The organism is Micromonospora sp. NPDC047730 (assembly GCF_043204765.1).
In the GTDB taxonomy this organism is placed as follows: Bacteria; Actinomycetota; Actinomycetes; order Mycobacteriales; family Micromonosporaceae; genus Micromonospora.
In genome coordinates this window covers 307,109-326,374 of sequence record NZ_JBIDCU010000004.1, presented here as the reverse complement: position 1 = coordinate 326,374, position 19,266 = coordinate 307,109, and the positions used below count along the sequence as shown (strand labels likewise).

At 75.3% G+C, this 19,266-nt stretch carries 22 protein-coding genes; 12 read left to right on the top strand and 10 right to left on the bottom strand.

The features are described from left to right. The first annotated feature begins 37 nt into the window (after positions 1-37). The 7 genes from ACGF5G_RS13500 to ACGF5G_RS13470 all read left to right on the top strand — a co-directional run bounded on the left by ACGF5G_RS13500 (position 38) and on the right by ACGF5G_RS13470 (position 5,693). Positions 38-1,186 (top strand): CapA family protein, encoded by a 1,149-nt coding sequence (locus tag ACGF5G_RS13500; RefSeq protein ID WP_393262340.1) that lies wholly within the window; start codon positions 38-40, stop codon positions 1,184-1,186. 115 nt (positions 1,187-1,301) lie between these two features. Beyond that, positions 1,302-1,739, top strand: coding sequence for a DUF6463 family protein (locus tag ACGF5G_RS13495; RefSeq protein WP_393262337.1), 438 nt, complete (start codon positions 1,302-1,304; stop codon positions 1,737-1,739). Between the two features lie 374 nt (positions 1,740-2,113). Continuing rightward, positions 2,114-2,719: a winged helix-turn-helix domain-containing protein gene (locus tag ACGF5G_RS13490; protein WP_357695775.1), complete on the top strand. Its 606-nt coding sequence runs from the start codon at positions 2,114-2,116 to the stop codon at positions 2,717-2,719. Positions 2,720-2,843: 124 nt separating this feature from the next. Further along, positions 2,844-3,482 carry a uridine kinase gene (locus tag ACGF5G_RS13485; protein WP_393262334.1) on the top strand — a complete coding sequence of 213 codons (639 nt, stop codon included), beginning with the start codon at positions 2,844-2,846 and terminating at the stop codon, positions 3,480-3,482. 162 nt (positions 3,483-3,644) lie between these two features. Then, positions 3,645-4,043 carry a TraR/DksA family transcriptional regulator gene (locus ACGF5G_RS13480; RefSeq protein WP_393262331.1) on the top strand — a complete coding sequence of 133 codons (399 nt, stop codon included), beginning with the start codon at positions 3,645-3,647 and terminating at the stop codon, positions 4,041-4,043. A gap of 44 nt (positions 4,044-4,087) precedes the next feature. Continuing rightward, positions 4,088-4,960, top strand: a complete 873-nt coding sequence (locus ACGF5G_RS13475) for a DUF72 domain-containing protein (RefSeq protein WP_393262329.1) — start codon at positions 4,088-4,090, stop codon at positions 4,958-4,960. A 304-nt stretch (positions 4,961-5,264) separates the two neighbouring features. Further along, positions 5,265-5,693, top strand: a complete 429-nt coding sequence (locus ACGF5G_RS13470) for a DUF2267 domain-containing protein (RefSeq protein WP_357695769.1) — start codon at positions 5,265-5,267, stop codon at positions 5,691-5,693. Between the two features lie 112 nt (positions 5,694-5,805). Here the strand turns inward: ACGF5G_RS13470 and ACGF5G_RS13465 are convergent, their stop codons facing one another. Beyond that, entirely contained in the window at positions 5,806-6,030 is a 225-nt protein-coding gene (locus ACGF5G_RS13465) for a hypothetical protein (protein WP_393262324.1), read from the bottom strand. A gap of 39 nt (positions 6,031-6,069) precedes the next feature. Next, complete coding sequence (locus ACGF5G_RS13460) at positions 6,070-6,552, bottom strand: PIG-L deacetylase family protein (protein ID WP_393262322.1); 483 nt, start codon at positions 6,550-6,552, stop codon at positions 6,070-6,072. 258 nt (positions 6,553-6,810) lie between these two features. Between ACGF5G_RS13460 and ACGF5G_RS13455 the strand changes: the two genes are divergently transcribed. Next, positions 6,811-7,161: a hypothetical protein gene (locus ACGF5G_RS13455; RefSeq protein WP_393262319.1), complete on the top strand. Its 351-nt coding sequence runs from the start codon at positions 6,811-6,813 to the stop codon at positions 7,159-7,161. A 9-nt stretch (positions 7,162-7,170) separates the two neighbouring features. Continuing rightward, the gene (locus ACGF5G_RS13450) at positions 7,171-8,439 is read left to right on the top strand and encodes a cupin domain-containing protein (protein ID WP_393262317.1); all 1,269 of its coding nucleotides are present in this window, start codon (positions 7,171-7,173) and stop codon (positions 8,437-8,439) included. Positions 8,440-8,505: 66 nt separating this feature from the next. On the opposite strand, the gene ACGF5G_RS13445 is transcribed toward ACGF5G_RS13450, so the two are convergent. The 5 genes from ACGF5G_RS13445 to ACGF5G_RS13425 all read right to left on the bottom strand — a co-directional run bounded on the left by ACGF5G_RS13445 (position 8,506) and on the right by ACGF5G_RS13425 (position 13,903). Further along, on the bottom strand, positions 8,506-9,171 hold the full coding sequence (locus ACGF5G_RS13445; RefSeq protein WP_393262314.1) for a hypothetical protein: 666 nt from the start codon (positions 9,169-9,171) through the stop codon (positions 8,506-8,508). Then, positions 9,168-11,831, bottom strand: coding sequence for an FtsK/SpoIIIE domain-containing protein (locus ACGF5G_RS13440; protein WP_393262312.1), 2,664 nt, complete (start codon positions 11,829-11,831; stop codon positions 9,168-9,170). Before ACGF5G_RS13440 ends, ACGF5G_RS13445 begins: the two co-directional genes overlap by 4 nt. Further along, a complete protein-coding gene (locus ACGF5G_RS13435) occupies positions 11,824-13,104 on the bottom strand; it encodes a hypothetical protein (RefSeq protein ID WP_393262310.1) in 1,281 nt (426 codons plus the stop codon). The genes ACGF5G_RS13440 and ACGF5G_RS13435 overlap by 8 nt, the downstream gene beginning before the upstream one ends. 9 nt (positions 13,105-13,113) lie before the next feature. Further along, a complete protein-coding gene (locus ACGF5G_RS13430) occupies positions 13,114-13,374 on the bottom strand; it encodes a hypothetical protein (protein ID WP_089000636.1) in 261 nt (86 codons plus the stop codon). A gap of 124 nt (positions 13,375-13,498) precedes the next feature. Further along, positions 13,499-13,903, bottom strand: coding sequence for a hypothetical protein (locus ACGF5G_RS13425; protein WP_393262308.1), 405 nt, complete (start codon positions 13,901-13,903; stop codon positions 13,499-13,501). A 214-nt stretch (positions 13,904-14,117) separates the two neighbouring features. Here ACGF5G_RS13425 and ACGF5G_RS13420 point away from each other — a divergent pair, with 214 nt between their 5' ends. Genes ACGF5G_RS13420 through ACGF5G_RS13410 form a run of 3 tightly spaced genes read left to right on the top strand, consistent with a single transcriptional unit; the run spans position 14,118 to position 17,208 of the window. Beyond that, positions 14,118-16,673, top strand: coding sequence for an ATP-dependent Clp protease ATP-binding subunit (locus tag ACGF5G_RS13420; protein ID WP_393262305.1), 2,556 nt, complete (start codon positions 14,118-14,120; stop codon positions 16,671-16,673). 14 nt (positions 16,674-16,687) lie between these two features. Next, positions 16,688-16,858 carry a hypothetical protein gene (locus ACGF5G_RS13415; RefSeq protein ID WP_350686336.1) on the top strand — a complete coding sequence of 57 codons (171 nt, stop codon included), beginning with the start codon at positions 16,688-16,690 and terminating at the stop codon, positions 16,856-16,858. Continuing rightward, positions 16,858-17,208: a DUF3140 domain-containing protein gene (locus tag ACGF5G_RS13410; protein ID WP_350704392.1), complete on the top strand. Its 351-nt coding sequence runs from the start codon at positions 16,858-16,860 to the stop codon at positions 17,206-17,208. Before ACGF5G_RS13415 ends, ACGF5G_RS13410 begins: the two co-directional genes overlap by 1 nt. A gap of 69 nt (positions 17,209-17,277) precedes the next feature. Here ACGF5G_RS13410 and ACGF5G_RS13405 read toward each other — a convergent pair whose 3' ends face one another. The 3 genes from ACGF5G_RS13405 to ACGF5G_RS13395 form a co-directional block, all read right to left on the bottom strand. Continuing rightward, entirely contained in the window at positions 17,278-17,520 is a 243-nt protein-coding gene (locus ACGF5G_RS13405; protein ID WP_393262304.1) for a hypothetical protein, read from the bottom strand. A 19-nt stretch (positions 17,521-17,539) separates the two neighbouring features. Next, positions 17,540-18,535, bottom strand: a complete 996-nt coding sequence (locus tag ACGF5G_RS13400) for a LysR family transcriptional regulator (RefSeq protein ID WP_393262302.1) — start codon at positions 18,533-18,535, stop codon at positions 17,540-17,542. Between the two features lie 109 nt (positions 18,536-18,644). Then, a complete protein-coding gene (locus ACGF5G_RS13395; protein WP_393262299.1) occupies positions 18,645-19,253 on the bottom strand; it encodes a hemerythrin domain-containing protein in 609 nt (202 codons plus the stop codon). Positions 19,254-19,266: the final 13 nt, after the last annotated feature.

Genomic DNA, 19,266 nt, shown 5'->3' with positions numbered 1-19,266 from the left:
TGTGCGAAGCATCGGCATTATGTGCTGAATGAGGAGAATGTCGGCTGTGGCACTGCTGGTGATCGCTGCTCTGGCGTCCGGCTGCGACGCGCCGCAGAGGGAGACGACAAGCGAACCGCCCAGCGCCGCCGCCACCAGCGCCGGACCCCGAAACACACTCACCGTGGTGGCGGCCGGTGACCTGCTCGTACACCCCGCGCTCACCGAGCAGGCAGCCACCGATGCGCGCCGAGCAGGACGCGACGGCCACGACTTCACGCAGGTGCTCGCCGCGGTCCGCGCCCGCGTGAGCGCCGCCGATCTGGCCATCTGCCACATGGAGACGCCCCTGGCCGAGCCCGCCGGCCCGTTCACCGGCTGGCCGAACTTCAGCGTGCCCCCCGCACTGGCCGACGCCGCCGCGTGGGCAGGCTTCGACACCTGTTCCACCGCCTCCAACCACTCTCTGGACACCGGGGTCGAGGGCATCGCCCGTACTCTCGACAACCTCGACCGGGTGGGCCTGCGGCATACGGGCACGGCCCGGACCGCGGCGGAGAGCCAACGCCCGAATGTCATGGACGTGGGCGGCGTCAAGATCGGACACCTCTCGTACACCCTGAGCTTCAACGACATCCCGCTGCCGCCGGGACGGCCCTGGGCGGCCAACCTGATCGACGCGGACGCCATCCTCGCCGAAGCGCGGCGGGCCCGCGTCGCCGGCGCGGAGATCGTCATCCTGTCGATGCACTGGGGCACCGAGTACCAGAACGAACCGAACGCCGACCAGGTCGACCTCGCGAGCCGGCTGCTGTCCTCGCCCGACATCGACCTGATCGTCGGCCACCATGCGCACGTGGTCCAGCCCTTCGAGAAGGTCGGCGCAAAATGGGTCGCCTACGGCATGGGAAACCTGACCGCCCGGTTCGGTGACGGCTCGGCGGAAAACACTCAGGACGCGGTCGTGCCGGAGTTCACCTTCACCCGCACCCCGTCCGGTGGGTGGGAGGTCGCCGGCGTGACCGTGCTGCCAACCTGGATGGAGTACCGACCGCGGGCCCGCGTCGTCGACCTGACCGCCGCGCTGAGCGACCCGGTGGTGCCCGCCCCGCGTCGGGCGCACTACGCCGCGATCGCACGGCGGATCAACGGATACGTCGACCTGCGGGATGCCTTCTCCGCCGGGCTGCGGATGCCGCACCAATGATCAAGTCGGCTTCACGTCCCCTTCACGCGCCCGTGCGGATGTTCCCTCTCGCGAGGGAGGGGGCCACCCCTCATCGGGGAGGCGCGGCCCCGGGCAGGAGGCGGAGGCTAGGGGCATGATCAAGAAGAAATTGACGATCGGCGCCGGATGGTCGATGGCGGCCATCGGAGTCCTGCACGCCGCGGTCTTCCTGCCCCACCCCTACTGGAGCGAGTGGCTCACCGGCGGACTGCGCTCGGGCGAAGGCGGTGACGCGTCCCTGTCCGTGTTCTGGGCGCTGCCCGGGGGCTTCGTCGTCCCCCTGGTCCTGTTCGGCCTCCTGCTGGCGCGGCTGGGGCGGCGCGGCGAGTGCGCGCCGGCTTACGTCGGCTGGACAGTGGCCGGCTGGGCGGCCGGATGCGCACTGCTTGTCGGTCCCAGCGGCTTCCTGCTGGGCCTCATCCCGGCCGGGCTGCTCATCGCCGAAGACCTGCTGGCCCGCCGCGGGGCCGCCGGGCGCGGCGTAACGGGGCCGGCGGTCGGGCGGGAGGAGGCCGCGCGGCCACAGCGCTGATCGCCGCCAGTACGGCAGCCGCCGGTCGTGACCACCTGGGCAGCGTCTCCGTGCATGTCGCCGCTTCGCCACGCCATCCGTGGGAGCGTGCCCGACCGCCGTGCGGCGCCGAGGTGGGCCTGGTTCACCCGCGCCGGGACATGTCACCTCGACGGACGTGAACCGGACGGGGACCCCCCGTATCGGGTCAACCCGACGGCTCTGCTGTAATCATCAGGCTTCGTACGCAGAGCGAGCATTCGGCTCCGATGCGTTCGTCAATTGTCACATTCATGCAACGTAGCCGCCCCTTGACCCTCGCCCGGGCGCCGGGAAGCATCGATGAAGCGGCGTCCCGGGCCGTGGGGAGATACCCGGACCAGCCAAGGAGGACCATGTCGGTCAGCCCCGCCTCGTCGCGCGCCGGATGGCATACGTCCCAGCCCGCTGTTCCCGGTCGGCCCCCCGGCGGCCAGCGCCGCCCCGCCAACACGGCCGCCCCGATGCTCACGGTGACGCTGAACATCCCGCTGGCCTGCGAGGAGTCGCTGACCCCACCCGCCCGTCGGCTGCTGGAGGCCGCCCGGGAGATGCTCGAACGCGGAGAGGGCACCATCACGGCCGCCACCGTGGAGCGTCGGCCCGACGCCGTGCCGGCCGGGCGGTCGCCGTCCCGCCCGGCCACCGCCCCCACGATCCCCGCCCTGCACATCCTCGCCTCGTCCCGCTCCGTGCTGCGCGACGGCGAGCCGTTGCCGCTGACCCGGCTGGAGTTCGACCTGCTGCTGCACCTGGTCGCCCACCCTCGCCGGGTGTTCACCCGGTTGCAGCTGCTCAACGCGGTGTGGGGCTACGAGCACGCCGGGGTGCGCACGGTCGACGTGCACGTCCGCCGCCTGCGCGGCAAGGTCGGTGTCGACGTCCCGTTGGTCACCACCGTCTACGGCGTCGGCTACCGGCTGGCCGACGACGCCCGCGTCACCATCGACCGCAGCGGCTGACCTCGCGCCCGGAGTGGCCCGTTCGCGGGGGGAGTCGCGCCGGTGCGACCGGGCGGTGACCGCCCGGCCCACCCCGCAGTCGGCCGGCCCGTGGGACCGCCGGCCCACGGGGCACGATGGTCGGATGCGGATCCGCCCCATCACCCCGGACCGGCTGGTCACCGAGCTGACCGAGCGGTTCGCCGGCACCGTGAGCGCCGGGCGGCTGCGCGTGGCCGTCGACGGCCCGCCCGCCGCCGGCCCGGACGCGCTGGCCGCCGCGCTGGTCGACCCGCTGCGCGCGCTCGGCCGGCCCGTGCTGCACGTGCGCGCCGACGACTTCCTCCGCCCCGCCTCCGTCCGCCTTGAGCACGGCCGGACCAACCCCGACGCGTACTACGAGGGGTGGGTCGACGAGGCGGGGCTGCGCCGGGAGGTGCTCGACCCGGCCGGGCCGGACGGCTCCGGGCGGGTGCTGCCCTCGCTCTGGGACGCCCGCGCCGACCGGGCCAGCCGCGCCGCGTACGTCGACCTGCCACCCGGGGGCGTCCTGCTGGTCAGCGGGGCGCTGCTGCTCGGCGGAGGCCTGCCCTTCGACGTCACGGTCCACCTGGCGCTCTCCCCGGCGGCCCTGGCCCGGCGCACCGACCCAGCGCTGCGGTGGACGCTGCCCGCCTTCGCCCGGTACGCCGACGAGGTGGCCCCGGCCTCGTTCGCCGACGTCGTGGTGCGCGCCGACGACCCCCGACACCCGGCGCTGGTGGAGTCCGCGGTGTCCTCCTGACCGCCGCGACGTCCGGAAAAAGTGGCCGGTTTGATCGTCGGCGGGCCGGGGTATTCGGCCGGCTCACAGAGCACGGGTGATCCACCCGCGCGCAGACGACCACGGCCCGGGCGCACGCACCGGCGCCCCGGCGGACCTTGAGGCCCAGAAAGGCAGGCAGCGATGCTCGTCCACGACAAGGTCGGTACGGGCCGATCCCAGGCGGAGATCGACCAGATCCGGCGCTCCCTGCAGGCCCGCTACGACGAGCTGTCCGCGGAGTACGAGCAGGCGGTGCTGCAGAGCCAGGTGCTGCGGCTGGTGGAGGTCGGCGACACCGCCGGCGACGACCAGGCCGACAGCGGCACCAAGACGGCCGAACGGGACACCGCGCAGTCCCTGCTGCGGACCATCCTCGACCGCCGCACCCAGTACGAGCACGCCCTCACCAGGCTGGAGGAGGGCACCTACGGCTTCTGCGAGGGCTGCTCCGCGGCCATCCCGGTCGAGCGGCTGGAGATCTTCCCCTCCGCCACCACCTGCGTGCAGTGCAAGCAGAGCCGGGAGCGCCGGGCGGCCTGACGCGAGCGGTTGCGGGTCGGTCCGGGACGCGGTGGACTCCACCCATGGGTGAGATCAAGGTGGGCACCGCCTCCTGGACCGACCGCACGCTGCTGGACTCCGGCTGGTACCCGCAGACCGCCGACACCCCGGAGAAGCGGCTGGCGTACTACGCCCGGCAGTTCCCGCTCGTCGAGGTGGACGCCACCTACTACTCGCCGCCCGCCGAGCGGACGGCGCGGCTGTGGGCCGAGCGCACCCCGGCCGGCTTCACCTTCAACGTCAAGGCGTTCAGCCTGCTCACCGGGCACCCGACCCGGGTCGACGCCCTCTACAAGGACCTCCGGCCCGACACGGAGAAGAAGAACCTCTACCCGGACGACCTGCCGCCGCAGGCGTACGAGGAGGTCTGGACGCGGTTCCTCAGCGCGCTGGACCCGCTGGTCGAGGCGGGCCGGCTCGGCGCGCTGCTGTTCCAGTTCCCGCCCTGGTTCACCATCCGCCGGGACAACAAGCAGTACCTCCTGGAGGTGGCGAAGCGCTGCGCCCCGCTGCGCCCGGTCTACGAGTTCCGGCACGCCTCCTGGTTCGACGGCGACAACGCCGACGAGACGCTCGCCTTCCTGCGCCAGCACCGGCTGGCGTACGTCTGCGTGGACATGCCGCAGGGGCACCGCTCGTCGGTGCCGCCGGTGCTGGCCGCCACCGCGGACCTGGCGGTGGTCCGCTTCCACGGGCACAGCGACAAGTGGACCAGCAAGGACATCCACGAGAAGTTCGGCTACCGCTACTCCGACCGGGAGTTGCGCGACTGGGCGCCGAAGCTGCGCGAGCTGGCCGACTCCACCGAGCAGACCCACGTTCTCCTCAACAACTGCTACCGCGACTATGCGCAGACCAACGCCGCCACCCTCGCCGGGCTGCTCGACGCCGGCTGAGCCGCGCCCTGCTCTCATCCCGTCCGGGTGAAGCCCGCTCACCCCGCCGCCGCGCAGCATGGACGGTGCGTGCGGTCGACCGCGACCGCGGAACCGACACCACGGAGGTGGCTGGAGATGACGGTTCGGGTGGTACCGGATCGACGACGCGGCGCCGTGCTGCACGTCGTCGGGTCGTCCGGCGACGCCCGGTGGGTGCCGCGCGCCGACCGGGTCAGGCCGACCCGGCAGCCGCGCGGTCCGGTGGGGCCGCCGCGACGTGACGACGACCGACGGTGGGAGACCGACGTACGGGGGTGGAGAGATGGCTGAGCAGTTGCAGTCGGCAATCGAGTCCTCGATGCAGAAGACCAACGAGATGTTGAGGGACATCGAGCAGGCCTACGGCTGGCCGAAGGAGCAACGCAACCAGTCCTACTGCGCGATGCGCACGGTGCTGCACCTGTTGCGCGACCGGATGCCGGTGCAGGAGAGCGTGGAGTTCGCCGCGCAGTTGCCGGTGGTGGTGCGGGGGATCTACTTCGACGGCTGGAAGCCGATGGACGTGCCGGTCAAGCTGAACCGGGACGACTTCCTGCTGGAGGTCCGGCAGCGCTTTCCGTACGACGTCGAGGGCGGCCCGGAGCGGGTGGTGCAGGTGGTGCTGGACACCCTGCGCCGGCACGTGACCCAGGGCGAGTGGCAGGACGTGAAGGACACCATGCCCAAGGACATGGCCCGGATGATTCCCTGACGGGCGCGTCGACGAGGGCTCGCTCCACCGGCGTGGGGCGGGCCGCTCGCGCGTTCCGGCGGAGGCGTTGTTCGCCTCGACCGTGGTGCCGAGCAGGATCGTCGCGGCAGCCCTACCAGAGGTCGAAGTGGAAGACCTCGAAGGCGGCGCCGTAGCGGACGCCGAGCCGGGCGCCGGCGGGCCGGCCCAGCCCCTCGAGGAACTCCTCGGCGTCGAAGCTGCCGTCGCCCAGCCCGGCCAGGTACGCGTCGTGCGCCCGCAGCGAGGCGACTCCCCGGTCGAAGGTGTCGGTGACGTCCACCCCGTGGGCGGCGAGCGGGGAGGAGGCTGCCCACACCTGGCGTACCCCGCCCCACGGTTCGACGCCGTCGGCGAGCTACTCGGGGAACACCCAGCGGTTGCCGGCGTCGCGGACGGCGTCCAGCACCGCCCGCCCGGTGGCGATGTGGTCGGCCTGGTTCAGCGCGTACGCCCCGTCCCAGGTGTCGCGGAAGTTGTTGGTGATGACGATCTCGGGGCGATGCCGGCGCACCACCGCGGCCAGCTCGCGGCGCAGCGGCACGCCGTACTCCAGGATGCCGTCGGGCAGGCCGAGGAACTCCACCGTGTCCACCCCGACCAGCGCGGCGGACTCCCGCTGCTCCTGCTCGCGCACCTGACGGGCCTGCGCCGGCGGCATCCCGTCGATGCCCGCCTCGCCACTGGTGACGAGGCAGTAGACGACGTGCTTGCCCTGCGCCGTCCAGCGCGCGACCGCGGCGGCGGCGCCGAACTCCAGGTCGTCGGGGTGCGCCACGATCGCCAGGGCGCGCTGCCACTGCTCGGTCACGGGCTCCAGCGACCCCGGGCCCTCGGTCATCGCCACCTCCTCGTCGGCCTGACCATCCTGACACCGCCGGTGCGGGCTCGCCGCCCGGCACCGCCGAACCGCGGGGTGAACGCCTGCCTCGGCCGTCCTGCCGTACCGCCGGACTGACCGCCCACCCGGCACGGCGAACCGCCGGTGTGAGCCGAAAAGGACGTCTACGGTGTGGTTAGAGAAGATCGGGCGTGGGGTACCACCCGCTGCACGACGGACCCCGGCGCACGGCGGGGCGGCACATCCGAGGGAGCACCGATGGCACTCAACGACGACGACATGCAGACCACCGGCGGCGGCGGCCTTGAGGGCCCGGCCGACGGCGGCGCGACCCCCGGCCAGCAGGACGGCGGCGCCGACGGCAGTGCCGACCGCGGTGCCGACAAGGGCGCCGACCGTGGTGCCGACAAGGGCGCCGACCGTGGTGCCGACAAGGGCGCCGACCGTGGTGCCGACAAGGGCGCTGACCGGGGCGCGGAGGGCCCGGCCGACGGCGGTGCCACGCCCGGCCAGCAGGACGGCGGCGCCGACGGCGGGGCGGAGGGCCCGGCGGACGGCGGTGCCACCCCCGGCCAGCAGGACGGCGGCGCCGACGGCAGCGCCTCCTGACGAACCGCCGTGACCCACATCGTCCCGCCGGGCGGCCACGGCCGCCCGGCGGTTCCGTCCGCACCCACGACCGCGCTGACCCGCTGCGTGTCGGTCGAGCCGGCGAAGTTCGCCGCCGCCCACTGGGGGCGCACGCCGCTGCTGTCCCGCGCCGACGAGCTGCCCAACCCCGCGGGGTTCGCCGACCTGCTCAGCCCCGCCGACGCCGACGAACTGCTCAGCCGGCGCGGCCTGCGTACCCCGTTCCTGCGCATCGCCAAGGACGGCCAACTCGTCCCGGCGGCGCGCTTCACCGGCGGCGGCGGCGCCGGGGCCGAGATCGGCGACCAGGTCCTCGACGAGCGGGTCCTGGAGCTGTACGCCGGCGGCGCCACCCTGGTGCTGCAGGGCCTGCACCGCACCTGGCCGGCCCTGATCGACTTCGCCCGCGACCTCGGCGTCGCGGTCGGGCAGCCGCTGCAGGTCAACGCCTACCTGACCCCCGCCGGAAACCAGGGCTTCGCCACCCACTACGACACCCACGACGTCTTCGTCCTCCAGGTCGACGGCCGCAAGCACTGGCGGATCCACCCGCCGGTGCTGCCCGACCCGCTCGAGAAGCAGACCTGGGGCGGGCGGGCCGACGAGGTCGCCGCCACCGCCGACGGGCCGCCCGCGCTCGGCGTGGTGCTCGGCCCCGGCGACGCGCTCTACCTGCCCCGCGGCTGGCTGCACAGCGCGCAGGCGCAGGAGTCCAGCTCGCTGCACCTGACCGTCGGCGTCCGGGCACTGACCCGGTACGCCCTGGTCGAGGAACTGCTCGCCCTCGCGGCCGAGGACCAGCGGCTACGCGCCACGCTGCCGTTCGGCACCGACGTGGCCGACCCGGACGCGATCGAACCGGAGCTGACCGAGACCGTCGAGGCGCTGCGGGACTGGCTGCTGCGGGCCGACCCGGCGGCGGTGGCCGCCCGGCTGCGCCAGCGCGCCTGGCCGGCCGCCCGGCCGGCGCCGATCCGGCCCCTGGCCCAGGCAGCCGCGCTGGCCGCGCTGGACGCCGACACCCGGCTCGCCCCGCGCCCCGGCCTGCGCTGGCAGCTCGCCCCGCAGGGCGACCGGGTGGCGCTGCGCCTGTTCGACCGCACCATCACCCTGCCCGCGTCGTGCGCGCCGGCGGTGCGCGCCCTGCTCACCGGCGAGGCCACCCGGGTCGGCGACCTGCCGGGCCTCGACGACGACGCCGACCGGGTCACCCTGGCCCGCCGACTGCTCCGGGAGGCCGTCGTCGTCCCGGCCTGACGCCGCGCCCCGCCCGCGGGACGGACACCGGGCCTGCCCGCTGACGCCCACGCGACCGGCGCGGGGTCAGCGGGCGAGGGCGAGCAGCAGGACCGTGGTGAGCAGGCCGGCACCGAGGACCACGGCGACCGGGCGGGGGCCGAGCACCGCGTGCCGGCGGTCGGCCAGGGCCTTCGCCGGCACCAGGCCGACCAGCGGACCCAGCAGGGTCACCACCAGGGCCAGCACGGGCAGCCCGACCGCGAGTTCGCCGCCGTACCGGTCGCCCGCCGCCCGGGCCGCGCCGCCCAGGGCGTACGCGACCACGGCGCCGGCCACACCGCAGAGCGCCAGCAGCGGGTTCACCGAGCCCGGCAGGTCACCGGGCTGGCGAGTGCGGTTCAACAGGTCGCGTACGCCGTCCAGCAGCGTCACCGGGTCCGCCGTGGCGCCCGGCGCCGGGGCCGGGGGCCCGCCCGCCCGACGGCCGCCCCCGCCGAGTCGCCCGCGCAGCTGCTGCCACAGGTGGGCGACCTCGGCGTCCACCCGCTCCTGCAGCTCCCGCGCCGCCACCAGCTCCCGCTCGGCGCGCGCGACCTCGGCCTCGGCCTCGGCGACCGCCCGTTCGGCGGCGGCACACTGCTGCGCGTACCAGGTGTGCGCCTCGGCCCGCTGGTCGCGCACCCGCGCCGTCAGCTCGGCCAGCCGCCGCAGCTGCGCCGCGTACGTCTCACTGGTCGCCGGTTCGTTCATCGGGACGGTCCATAAGGGATGATCACCTGACCGGTGCGGTGCACCGCCCGGTCGAAGAAGAGCCCACGCCAGGGGCGGGGATACCAGTCCGGGCCGCCGGTGCCCGGATAGAGCGACGAGCCCAGTTCGCCGCCGTGCGCGTCCAGCGCCACCCAGGCGCCGATCTGGTCCGTCCGGGCCGCCGGCCCGCCCAGGTCGGCGCGCATCCGGGCGACACCCCGCCACCAGGCCAGCACGTGCGTACGCCGTTCCGGCCCGTCGTGCAGGATACGGCGCAGCTCCTCCAGCCCGGTACGCCGGCCGACCCGCGCCGCCAGCGCCCCGGCCGCCGCGTCGACCGCGAACAGCAGCAGGTAGTGCGGGATGCCCGGCGCGCCCAGCCCCTCGGCGGTCTCGGCCATCAGCTCCCCGACGGTCTCCTCGTCGTACCAGGCGGCGTCGTCGGCGAGGTCCTCGTAGAGGGAACGGGCGGCCGGGTCGGCGTCCGGGTCGAGGCAGGCGATGGAGAAGCGGGCCGTGCCGGGGCGGTGCTGCCGGGCCAGCGAGCGGGCCGCCGCGTCGAGCACCGCGCACGCCTCGTCCACCCGCGTGCCGAGCACCGCCAGGTTGCGTCCGGGGGCCCGGGGCAGCCGCAGCACCGCCGAACGGGCCTGCACGTCGATGATCTCGCCGAGCAGCGCGACCGGCGTCCGCGGGTGGCCCGCCTCCGGCGCGGTGAGCGCCCGGAAGTCCGGCGCGTCGGCGAGCCGGGGGATCGCGTCGCCGTCGAAGAGCCGGGCCGGGGCGGCGTCCTGCGGGCGCATCCGCCACAGCCGGTGCTGCAGCTCGCTCCACGTCTCCCAGTCGCTGGCCGACGGGATGCGGGCCACCTGGTTGCCCTCGGCCATGCCCGACTCGGCGTTGACGACCGCGTGGTGGCGGGGCAGCGACTGGGCGGCGTCGTTGCGTTCGGCGAGGATCCGCAGCGCCTTGGGCAGCGCGATGCGCAGCGTGAACTGGGCGACCAGGGCCGGCCGCCCCCAGAGCGCCTCGATGCCGCGCACGTCCTGCGAGGCGAGCACCAGGTGGATGCCCTGGGACCGGCCGCGCCGGGCCAGGTCCTCCAGCAGGTCGGCGGCCTCCCGGGCGACGACGTCGCGCCCGGCCAGCAGCATCTGGAACTCGTCGACCACCGCGACGATCCGCGGCCAGTGCCCCGTCGGGTCGACCGCGCGCAGCTCGGCGAGCTTGGTGACCTCGTGCTTCTTCGCGGCGTCGGCCCGCCGGCGCAGCTCCTCGGCGAGGAAGCGCAGCAGCGCCAAGCCGAACTCCCGGTCGGTGTTGACGTTGATCCCGACGAGCCGCATGTGCGGCAGCCAGCTCGGGTCGCGTCGGCCCTGGGCGAACCGGGCGAAGGAGACCCCCTCCTTGAAGTCCAGCAGGTAGAACTCCAACTCCGTGGGGGAGTAGCGGGCCGCCAGCGCGCCGATCCAGGCGAAGATCAGGTTCGTCTTGCCGGTGCCGGACGGGCCGCCGATCAGCGCGTGCGGCGGGTAGTCGCCCAGGGTGAGCAGGACCGGCCGGCCGTGCGGCCCCTCGCCGATCGGGGCGGTCAGCCCGGTCGCCGAATCCTCCCGCCACATCTGCTCCGGGGGCGGGAGCAGGTCGGTGAACGGGGTCGGGGCGGGGCCGGCGTTCACCCGCGCCGCCACGTCCCGGCAGGTCTCGGTGACCAGGGCCGCGGGCGGCGGCGGGTCCGACCTGACCGGCAGCCCACCGATCCGCGCGCCGTCGGGGTCGACCGCCACCCGGGTCACCGTGGGGTCGTCGGGCAGCGACACGCCCCGGACCACCAGGTGCACCCCGCAGGCCGCCCCGGTGCGCACCACCCGGTCGAGCTGGCCGCGCTCGTGCCGGGACAGCTCGTCCCCGCCCAGCAGCACCGCCACCCGCCACGGCTCCGGCCGGCGGCCGGTCGCGGCGGCCAGCTCGCGCAGCGAGCCGTGCTCCCCGGCCAGCACCGTCTCGTTGATCCGGCGGATCTGCTCCACCAGGTCGTCGAGCAGGCGGGCCAGCCCGCCCGGGCCGACGAAGGTGAGCAGCCCGGCGGTGCCGAGCGGGGCGAAGCCGGCCAGCCCGCCGCCCAGGTGCTCCGGGTCGTAGCCGATCAGCCGGACGGCGCCCGGGTCGGCCCGGCCGACGGCGCGCAGCAGCAGCGCCGACACCACCGCCTCGCCGCCGTCCCGGTCGTCCCCGGTCAGCTCCACGTGGCCGGCGTCCAGCAGCGGCACCAGCGCCGGCACCGGTTCCGCGCCCGGGATGCGGACCGTGCCGATCCGCAGCGCGCCGGGCGGCTCGGCCCGCCGCGCCGGGGTGGGGCGCCACCGCGCCCAGTCGGCGGACGCGGCGCCGGGGGCCTCCCGCCGCGCGGCGTCCGCCGCGCGGCGGGCCAGCTCGGCGATCCGCGCCGCGTGCCGGTCGTCGATGTCGGCCAGCCGGCGGTCCCGCTGCGCGCCCACCCGCTCCGGCACGACCGCCGCGGCCCGCCGTACCTTCGCCAGCCGCTCCCGGGCCGTGGTCAGCTCGGCCTGCGCCGTCGACAGCCGGGTCCGGGTCGCGCCGAGGGCCTCGCCGAGCATGCCCCGGACCCGGGTGACCAGCTGCGTCCGCCGGTCAGCCATCGACGCCCCGCGGCCGTGGCTCCCCGGCCCCGCCGGACACGGGCCGACCCGTCGGCGGGCTCGACCAGGCGCGACCGGCGGGCCGGTCGGCGCCCGGCGCGCCCCGGCCGGCCGCCGGCCCGACGGGTGTCCCCGCTCCGCCCGGTGCCGGCGGGTCGCCAGGGGCGGCCCGGCCGCCGCCCGCCGACTCGTTCCGCCGGGCGGCGGCCCGGTCCCGTACCGCGGCGGCCCGCTCGTGCGCCGAGGCCGCCCGGTCGGACGCCGCGGCGGCCCGCTTCCGGGCATCGGCCACCCGGCCCCGCGCGTCGGCGGCGCGCCGCTCCCACTCGGCGTCGGCGGCCCGGTCGCGCGCGGCGTCGGCCCGGCGGTCCCGCTCGGCGGCGGCCTGCCGCTCCCGGCCGGCCTCGGCCTGCCGGTCCCGCTCGCCCTCGACCGGCAGGTCCCGGCCGAGCCGGGCCAGCAGCACGCCGGTCAGCACCCCGGCGGTGACCGCGGGGTCGGCCGCGTGCGGCTGCTCCGCCTCGCCGCGCCGCGGCGGCGGCATCCGGCAGACCCGGGTCAGGAGGGTGTCCAGCACCGGCGCGGGCAGCCCGGGCAGCAGGTCCCGGACCCGGCCGTCCAGCTCACGGCGCAGTCGCCCCAGGTCGTCGGCGCGCGGCGGGTGCCCCAGCAGCTCTCCGGCCAGGTCGCGCAGCAGCGGCGGCGCCAGCGCGGCCAGACCGAGGCCGACGTCGGCGTGCGCGCGGCGCAGCTCGCGGTGCAGCCGGTCCCGGTCGCCGGCCCGGACCCCGCCCACCACCCGGCGCAGCAGCTCCCGGGCGTCGCCGACCCGCTCGTCGGGCTCGTCCGGCGGCCCCTCCCGGCCGCCGGTCAGCTCGGCCACCCGCACCGACCACCAGCGGCGCAGCTTCACCTCGCCGGCCGGCTCGGGCGCCGGGGCGACCGGGGCCGCCTCGCGCGGCGCGTCGTGTGCCGGCCGGCGCTGCTGCTGCTCCGGCCCGGGCGCCGGCGCGCCGTCGGGGCCCAGCCCGATCGCCGCCAGGTACGCCGACAGCTGCTCCTGCGCGACGCGCAGCGCGTAGCCGGCGGTCTCGGCGTGCTCGGTGGCGGCGGACAGCTCCGGCACACCCATCGGGTCGGCCGACTCCTGGCGCACCCAGCGCAGCCGCTCGGCGGCCAGCCCGAACTTCTCTAACGCCAGGGCGAGCTGGGCGAGCGGCAGGTCCTCGGCGGCGGCGCGGACCTGCCCGCCGATGTCCTCGACGATGGACACGGCCCGGCCTCAGAGCGTCGCGACGTAGAGCTGCGCCTGCTCGACCGCGACGAGTGTCGCGGCGAGGCACTCCTCCAGCTCCTGGCTGGCCTGGGTCAGCGAGGACTGGGCCGCCTCGACCGTCTCGTGCCCACTGCCCTCCAGCGCGCCGGCCAGTGTCTGCTGCGCCTCGGCCAGCTTCTCGCCGGCCGCCTGCACGGCGCTCTGGCCGTCGCCGATCTGTTGGAGCGCGACATCGATGGCTGCCTTGAGCTCGGCGACGCTCGCCACGGCGAAACCTCCTGGGGGCGGGGAGGCCTCCATTAGAGCCTATCGGTTGCGGTGAGAGAACATCCGCCCTGTCAGTGTTCCTGCCCCGCTGACCGGTTGTCGACCGGAAGCGCCGTGAGTCCGATTAACGGGACTCGTCGGAGGGCTCGGTCCGGTCCCGCAACCAGCGCGGGCCGTACACCTCGGCGCCCAGTGCCGCGACCCGTTCCCGCAGCTCACGGTCGGCGGTGACGACCAGCCGCCGGCGCTCCGGCGCGCCGGCGACCAGCTCGACCACGGCGTCGTCCCCGGACCCCGCCGCGGCGACCACCCGGACCCCGGCCGCGCCCGGCACGTCCCGCGCCCGGCCCTCCACCACCAGCAGCACCTCCACCGGGGCCGGCAGGTCCGGGGGCAGCCCGTCGTCGGCCACCCGGGCCAGCGAGTCGCGCAGCCGGGCGGTGGCGCCCGCGCGGTCCCGCCACCAGCCGTCCGGGCGGGAACCCACCACGTTGGCGGCGTCCACGATCAGCAGCGGCCTCGGTTCCATGCCGCCAGCCTGCCACCCCGCCCCCGCCGACGACAGGTGTAAGGAAGGGACCCTTCCTCTACCCCAGGCGTTAACAGGGGGCCCTTCCTTACACGCCCCGCCTGCGCCAGCGTGCCGGGCGTACGCGGGTCGCCTCGGCGGGCGGCGGCGTTTGTCGCGCCGACCGCCGGGTAGCCCCTGGCGACCGTGCCGCGCCCGAGCAGCGGAGGAAGACATGATGGGACCCGGTGACTTCGGCTCCGACCCCTGGGACGAGTTCCTGGCCCGGTACTTCGGCCGGGGCGAGGGTGGGCGCCGACCCGCGCACCGGGTCGACATCACCCGGCTGATGACCGCCGACGCCCGGGAGATGCTGGCCGACGCGGCCCGGCGGGCCGCCCAGCGGCAGAGCACCGACCTGGACACCGACCACCTGCTGTGGGCGGCGCTGCAACGCGAGCCGCTGCGCGACCTGGTCCGCCGCGCCGGCGCCGACCCGGACACCCTGCTGAACGCGCTTGGCGGGCGCGGCGACGGCGCGCCCCGGGGTGAGGTGCCGCCGAACCTGTCGCTGACGCCGGCGGCGAAGCGGGCGCTGCTCGACGCCCACCAGTTGTCCCGGGCGATGGGCGCGAACTACATCGGCCCCGAGCACATCCTGATGGCGTTGCCGCTGAACCCGGAGTCGCCCGCCGGCCGGATGCTCGCCGCCGGCCGGATCCAGCCCGAGTCGTTGCAGGCGGCCAGCGCCGAGCGCGGGCCGATGGCCGGTCCGAAGCCGGACCGCGGCACCCCCACCCTGGACCAGTACGGCCAGGACCTCACCGACCTGGCCCGCAACGACCAGATCGACCCGGTGATCGGCCGGGCCGACGAGATCGAGCAGGCCGTCGAGATCCTGTCCCGGCGGACGAAGAACAACCCGGTGCTGATCGGCGAGGCGGGCGTCGGCAAGACCGCGATCGTGGAGGGCCTCGCCGAGCGGATCTGCGACGGCGACGTGCCGCAGACGCTGCTCGGCAAGCGGGTGGTCCAGCTCGACCTCGCCGGGCTGGTCGCCGGTACCCGCTACCGGGGCGACTTCGAGGAGCGGCTGAAGAAGGTGATCGACGAGATCCGCGCGCACCGCGAGGAGCTGATCGTCTTCCTGGACGAGATCCACACCCTGGTCGGCGCGGGTGGGGCGGGCAGCGAGGGCGGCATGGACGCGTCCAACATGCTCAAGCCCGCGCTGGCCCGGGGCGAGCTGCGGGTGATCGGCGCGACCACCCTGGACGAGTACCGCAAGAGCATCGAGAAGGACGCCGCGCTGGCCCGCCGGTTCCAGCCGGTCTTCGTGCCGGAGCCCAGCGTGGAGGACACCGTGGCGATCCTGCGTGGCCTGCGGGACCGCTACGAGGCGCACCACCAGGTGCGGTTCACCGACGAGGCGCTGGTCGCCGCGGCCGAGCTGTCCGACCGGTACGTCACCGACCGGTACCTGCCGGACAAGGCGATCGACCTGATCGACCAGGCCGGCGCCCGGGTCCGGCTGCGCACCCGCACGCCGGCCTCCGACGTGCGCGAGCTGGAGACGCAGCTCGACGACGTACGCCGGGACAAGGAGCAGGCCGTCGCCGACGAGCAGTACGAGAAGGCGTCCACCCTGCGCGACCGGCTCGCCGAGCTGGAGGAGCAGATCCGCCGCGCCCGGGGCGACGAGGGCGCCACCTCGCAGGTGCCGGCGGTGGGGCCGCGGGAGATCGCCGAGGTGGTCTCCCGGGCCACCGGCATCCCGGTCAACCAGCTCACCGAGGAGGAACGCGACCGGCTGCTGCGCCTGGAGGGTCACCTGCACGAGAAGGTGGTCGGCCAGGACGACGCGGTCACCGCGGTCGCCGAGGCGGTCCGCCGCTCGCGGACGGGGCTGGCCGACCCGGAACGGCCGATGGGCAGCTTCCTGTTCCTCGGGCCGACCGGCGTCGGCAAGACGGAGCTGGCCCGGGCCCTCGCGGAGGCGCTCTTCGGCGAGGCCGACCGGATGGTCCGGGTGGACATGAGCGAGTTCCAGGAGCGGCACACGGTGAGCCGGCTCGTCGGCGCCCCGCCCGGGTACGTCGGCTACGAGGAGGCCGGCCAGCTCACCGAGGCGGTGCGCCGCCGCCCGTACGCGGTGGTGCTGCTCGACGAGATCGAGAAGGCCCACCCGGACGTGTTCAACATCCTGCTCCAGGTGCTCGACGACGGTCGGCTCACCGACAGCCAGGGGCGTACGGTCAACTTCAAGAACACCGTGCTGATCATGACGAGCAACCTCGGCTCGGAGCTGATCACCGGCACCCAGCGCGCGGTCGGGTTCGGCACCGGCGCGCCGGGCACCGACGCCGAGCGCGAGGAGCTGCGCGAGCGGCTGATGCGCCGGCTCCAGGAGAACTTCCGGCCGGAGTTCCTCAACCGCATCGACGAGGTGATCATCTTCCGCCGGCTGGAGGCCGAGCAGCTGCGCCAGATCACCGAGTTGATGCTGGAGGAGACCCGCCGCCGCCTGCACGCCCAGGACATCGAGGTCGACTTCACCACCGCCGGCATCGACTGGCTCGCCGAGCACGGCTACCAGCCGGAGTTCGGCGCGCGGCCGCTGCGCCGGGTCATCCAGCGGGAGGTGGACAACCACCTCTCCCGGATGCTGCTGGAATCGGCCATCTCGCCCGGCCAGAAGGTCGTCGTCGACGCCCGCGACGGCCGACTCGCCTTCGACGTGACCGCCGGCGAGCGCGGATACACCGCGGCCAGCACGTCCCATCCCCGATGACCCGGAGGGCGGACATGACCGAACCCGAGGAGACCCAGGAAGAGACCGACCGCACCGATCCGATCCTGGCGCCGCCGACGGCGAACCCCGCCCGGGTGCAGGTGCCGCCGGAGGGCCTGGGTCAGCAGCAGGGCGACGAGCCGGAGCCGGCGGCGTCCGACCGTCGCCGTCGAGAGGAGGGCTGATGGTACGCGAGCAGCGGCTCGATCCCGAGGTGGAGGTGCTCTGGGACGACTTCCACGCCCAGGTGAACGTCCCGTCGGAGAAGCTGCGGCAGTGGCTGCTCACCCGCGGCTCCGGGGAGGAGGCGTTCGGGCCGAACCCGGACCTCGACCTGCCCGCGCTGGGCCGGGAGATCCTCAAGGTGCTCACCAAGCGCAAGGTCGACCTCACCCCGGAGGACATCAAGGTGATGCAGGACGCGATCGACGAGATCGAGAACCTGCTGGAGGCCAAGCCGGACCGCGGCAACGCCGACGACGAGTGGCGGCACTCGCTGCTCGACCTGGGCCACGACGTCCTCGTCGAACGCTGAACCGTCCCCGTCGACACGCGGGCCGGCGCGCCCCGGGAACACCTCCCGGGCGCCGCCGGCCCCGTGTGCTCAGCCCTGGTCGCTCTCCAGGCTGCCGATCGTCAGGCCCGCGGCGTCGGCCGCCGCCTCCCGGTCGGCGCGCGCCCGCTCCTCCCGGGTGAGCAGGGTGGCGTACTCCGTGATGTCCGCCGGGTCGGGCACCTCGGGCAGGCGGCGCAGGAAGGCCTCCACGTCGCGGGCGGCGGACGTGTGCGCGGCGGCCGCCTGCCGGAGGATCTCCCGGTCGTCGGCGGCGGGGTAGAGATCGGTCATGCCCGCCAGATACCCGACATCACGCCGTTCGCACCCGGTCCGTCCCGGCGGCCGTCAGCCCCTGCGCCCCGAAGCCCGGGTTGCGCAGCAGCCAGGACAGGTATTCCGGATGTGCCGCCAGCGAGTCGGTGTACGCGGCCAGCGCGGTCTCCAGCACCACCTCGGCGTCCCGGGCGGCGGGGGAGTCGGGGTGCCACCCGAGCATCAGCCGCCAGCGCAGCGGGGTCCCGGCCAGCATCCGGGTGACCAGCCCGGCGACCGGACGGAAGGTCGCCTGGCACAGTGCCACCGCCTCGCCGGAGTCGACCATGTCGATGCACACGCGCACGTCGGCCTCGTACAGCTTGCGGGGGGTGAAGCCGGCGCGGGCGCAGGCGGCGGCGAAGCAGTCCCCGAAGCAGCCGTCGCCGGGCGCGGCGACCCACTGCTCGCGGCGTAGGTCGGCCAGGGGCACCTCGGCCCGGCCGGCCAGCGGGTGCTGCTCGGGCAGCATGACGAGCACCGGGTCGACGGCCACCTCCCGCCAGCTCAACCCGTACTCGGCCGGCGGGGCGGCATCGCCGCACACCCCGATCAGCGCGAAGTCCAGCCGGCCGCCCGCGACCAGGTGGGTCAGCTCCTCCGCCGACCAGGAGGCGTGGGTGGTGATCTGGGCCGGCGGGGGATCGGCGGCGAGCCGGTGCACGAGCCGACCGAGGATCGGGCTGTTCACCCCGCCGAACCGGTAGCGCCGGGGGGCATCCCCGGCACCGGCCAGCCGGGCCGCCTCGTCCTGCAGGCCCTTCATGGCCGGCAGCAGCACCCGGGCCCGGGCGAGGACCAGCTCGCCGAGGACGGTGGGCCGGGCGCCGCGACGGTCCCGTTCGAACAGCGGCCCGCCCAGTGTCCGCTCGATGCGCTGGAGCTGGGCGGTGAGCGCCGGCTGGGCCAGGCCGAGCGCCGAGGCCGCCTTGGTCACGCTCCCCGTCTCCGCGATCGCGCAGACCACCCTCAGGTGACGCAGCTCCAGATTCATAGAGTGACGGTATGACCCCGCAGCGGCTGGCGGAAGGCCCTGAACGTATCAACACCTTCCGATGTGTGCCGGGCCGGTGGCCGGGGCGCCCGGCGGGGAAGCCGGCGGCTCAGCTCGACGGCGGCTCGGCCAGGTCGGCGAGGTAGGTGGGGCGGCCGGTGACGGCGTCGCGCACCTTGTCGACCACGCCCACCGCCGGCTCGACGACCCGGTTCCAGGGCGGGGTCGCCGGCGTGCCCGGGTGCGGTCGGGTCGGGGCCGCCTCCTCGGCGATCTCCAGCCGGTTGCCCAGGCGGATCAGCTCCTCGGGGCTGGCCACCTCGCGCAGCGCCGCGACCAGGGCGCCGACCTCCTCGACGTGGCGGCGGACCCGCGCGTCGACCTCGGCCAGCCCGTCGTCGGCGAGCCCGCCCAGGGCGGTCAGCAGGGCCATGTCGTCGGCGAGCACCTGGTCCACCCGGTCGGCGGCGTCGGGCAGCGCGGCCCGGACCGTGGGCAGCAGGTACTGCTCCTCGGCGGACAGGTGCCGGGACAGCGCCGCCGTCAGCACCTCCCACCCGCGTTCCGGTGCGGGCTCGGCGTCGGCGTCGGTGAGCCGGCGCAGCAGCTCCCGCAGTTGCCGGTGCTCGGCGTCGACGATGTCGGCGATGCTGCGCCCGCCCGGCCGGAAGGTCTCGTCCTCTCCGGTGGGCGGCAGCGGCGGCAGGGGAACGGTCATGGTGCCCTCCTCG

Bases quoted from the DNA above. Each gene is read 5' to 3' on its own strand.
- ACGF5G_RS13500 (WP_393262340.1), top strand. From the start codon at position 38: ATGTCGGCTGTGGCACTGCTGGTGATCGCTGCTCTGGCGTCCGGCTGC.
- ACGF5G_RS13495 (WP_393262337.1), top strand. From the start codon at position 1,302: ATGATCAAGAAGAAATTGACGATCGGCGCCGGATGGTCGATGGCGGCC.
- ACGF5G_RS13490 (WP_357695775.1), top strand. From the start codon at position 2,114: ATGTCGGTCAGCCCCGCCTCGTCGCGCGCCGGATGGCATACGTCCCAG.
- ACGF5G_RS13485 (WP_393262334.1), top strand. From the start codon at position 2,844: ATGCGGATCCGCCCCATCACCCCGGACCGGCTGGTCACCGAGCTGACC.
- ACGF5G_RS13480 (WP_393262331.1), top strand. From the start codon at position 3,645: ATGCTCGTCCACGACAAGGTCGGTACGGGCCGATCCCAGGCGGAGATC.
- ACGF5G_RS13475 (WP_393262329.1), top strand. From the start codon at position 4,088: ATGGGTGAGATCAAGGTGGGCACCGCCTCCTGGACCGACCGCACGCTG.
- ACGF5G_RS13470 (WP_357695769.1), top strand. From the start codon at position 5,265: ATGGCTGAGCAGTTGCAGTCGGCAATCGAGTCCTCGATGCAGAAGACC.
- ACGF5G_RS13460 (WP_393262322.1), bottom strand. From the start codon at position 6,552: ATGACCGAGGGCCCGGGGTCGCTGGAGCCCGTGACCGAGCAGTGGCAG.
- ACGF5G_RS13455 (WP_393262319.1), top strand. From the start codon at position 6,811: ATGGCACTCAACGACGACGACATGCAGACCACCGGCGGCGGCGGCCTT.
- ACGF5G_RS13445 (WP_393262314.1), bottom strand. From the start codon at position 9,171: ATGAACGAACCGGCGACCAGTGAGACGTACGCGGCGCAGCTGCGGCGG.
- ACGF5G_RS13440 (WP_393262312.1), bottom strand. From the start codon at position 11,831: ATGGCTGACCGGCGGACGCAGCTGGTCACCCGGGTCCGGGGCATGCTC.
- ACGF5G_RS13425 (WP_393262308.1), bottom strand. From the start codon at position 13,903: ATGGAACCGAGGCCGCTGCTGATCGTGGACGCCGCCAACGTGGTGGGT.
- ACGF5G_RS13420 (WP_393262305.1), top strand. From the start codon at position 14,118: ATGATGGGACCCGGTGACTTCGGCTCCGACCCCTGGGACGAGTTCCTG.
- ACGF5G_RS13415 (WP_350686336.1), top strand. From the start codon at position 16,688: ATGACCGAACCCGAGGAGACCCAGGAAGAGACCGACCGCACCGATCCG.
- ACGF5G_RS13410 (WP_350704392.1), top strand. From the start codon at position 16,858: ATGGTACGCGAGCAGCGGCTCGATCCCGAGGTGGAGGTGCTCTGGGAC.
- ACGF5G_RS13405 (WP_393262304.1), bottom strand. From the start codon at position 17,520: ATGACCGATCTCTACCCCGCCGCCGACGACCGGGAGATCCTCCGGCAG.
- ACGF5G_RS13400 (WP_393262302.1), bottom strand. From the start codon at position 18,535: ATGAATCTGGAGCTGCGTCACCTGAGGGTGGTCTGCGCGATCGCGGAG.
- ACGF5G_RS13395 (WP_393262299.1), bottom strand. From the start codon at position 19,253: ATGACCGTTCCCCTGCCGCCGCTGCCGCCCACCGGAGAGGACGAGACC.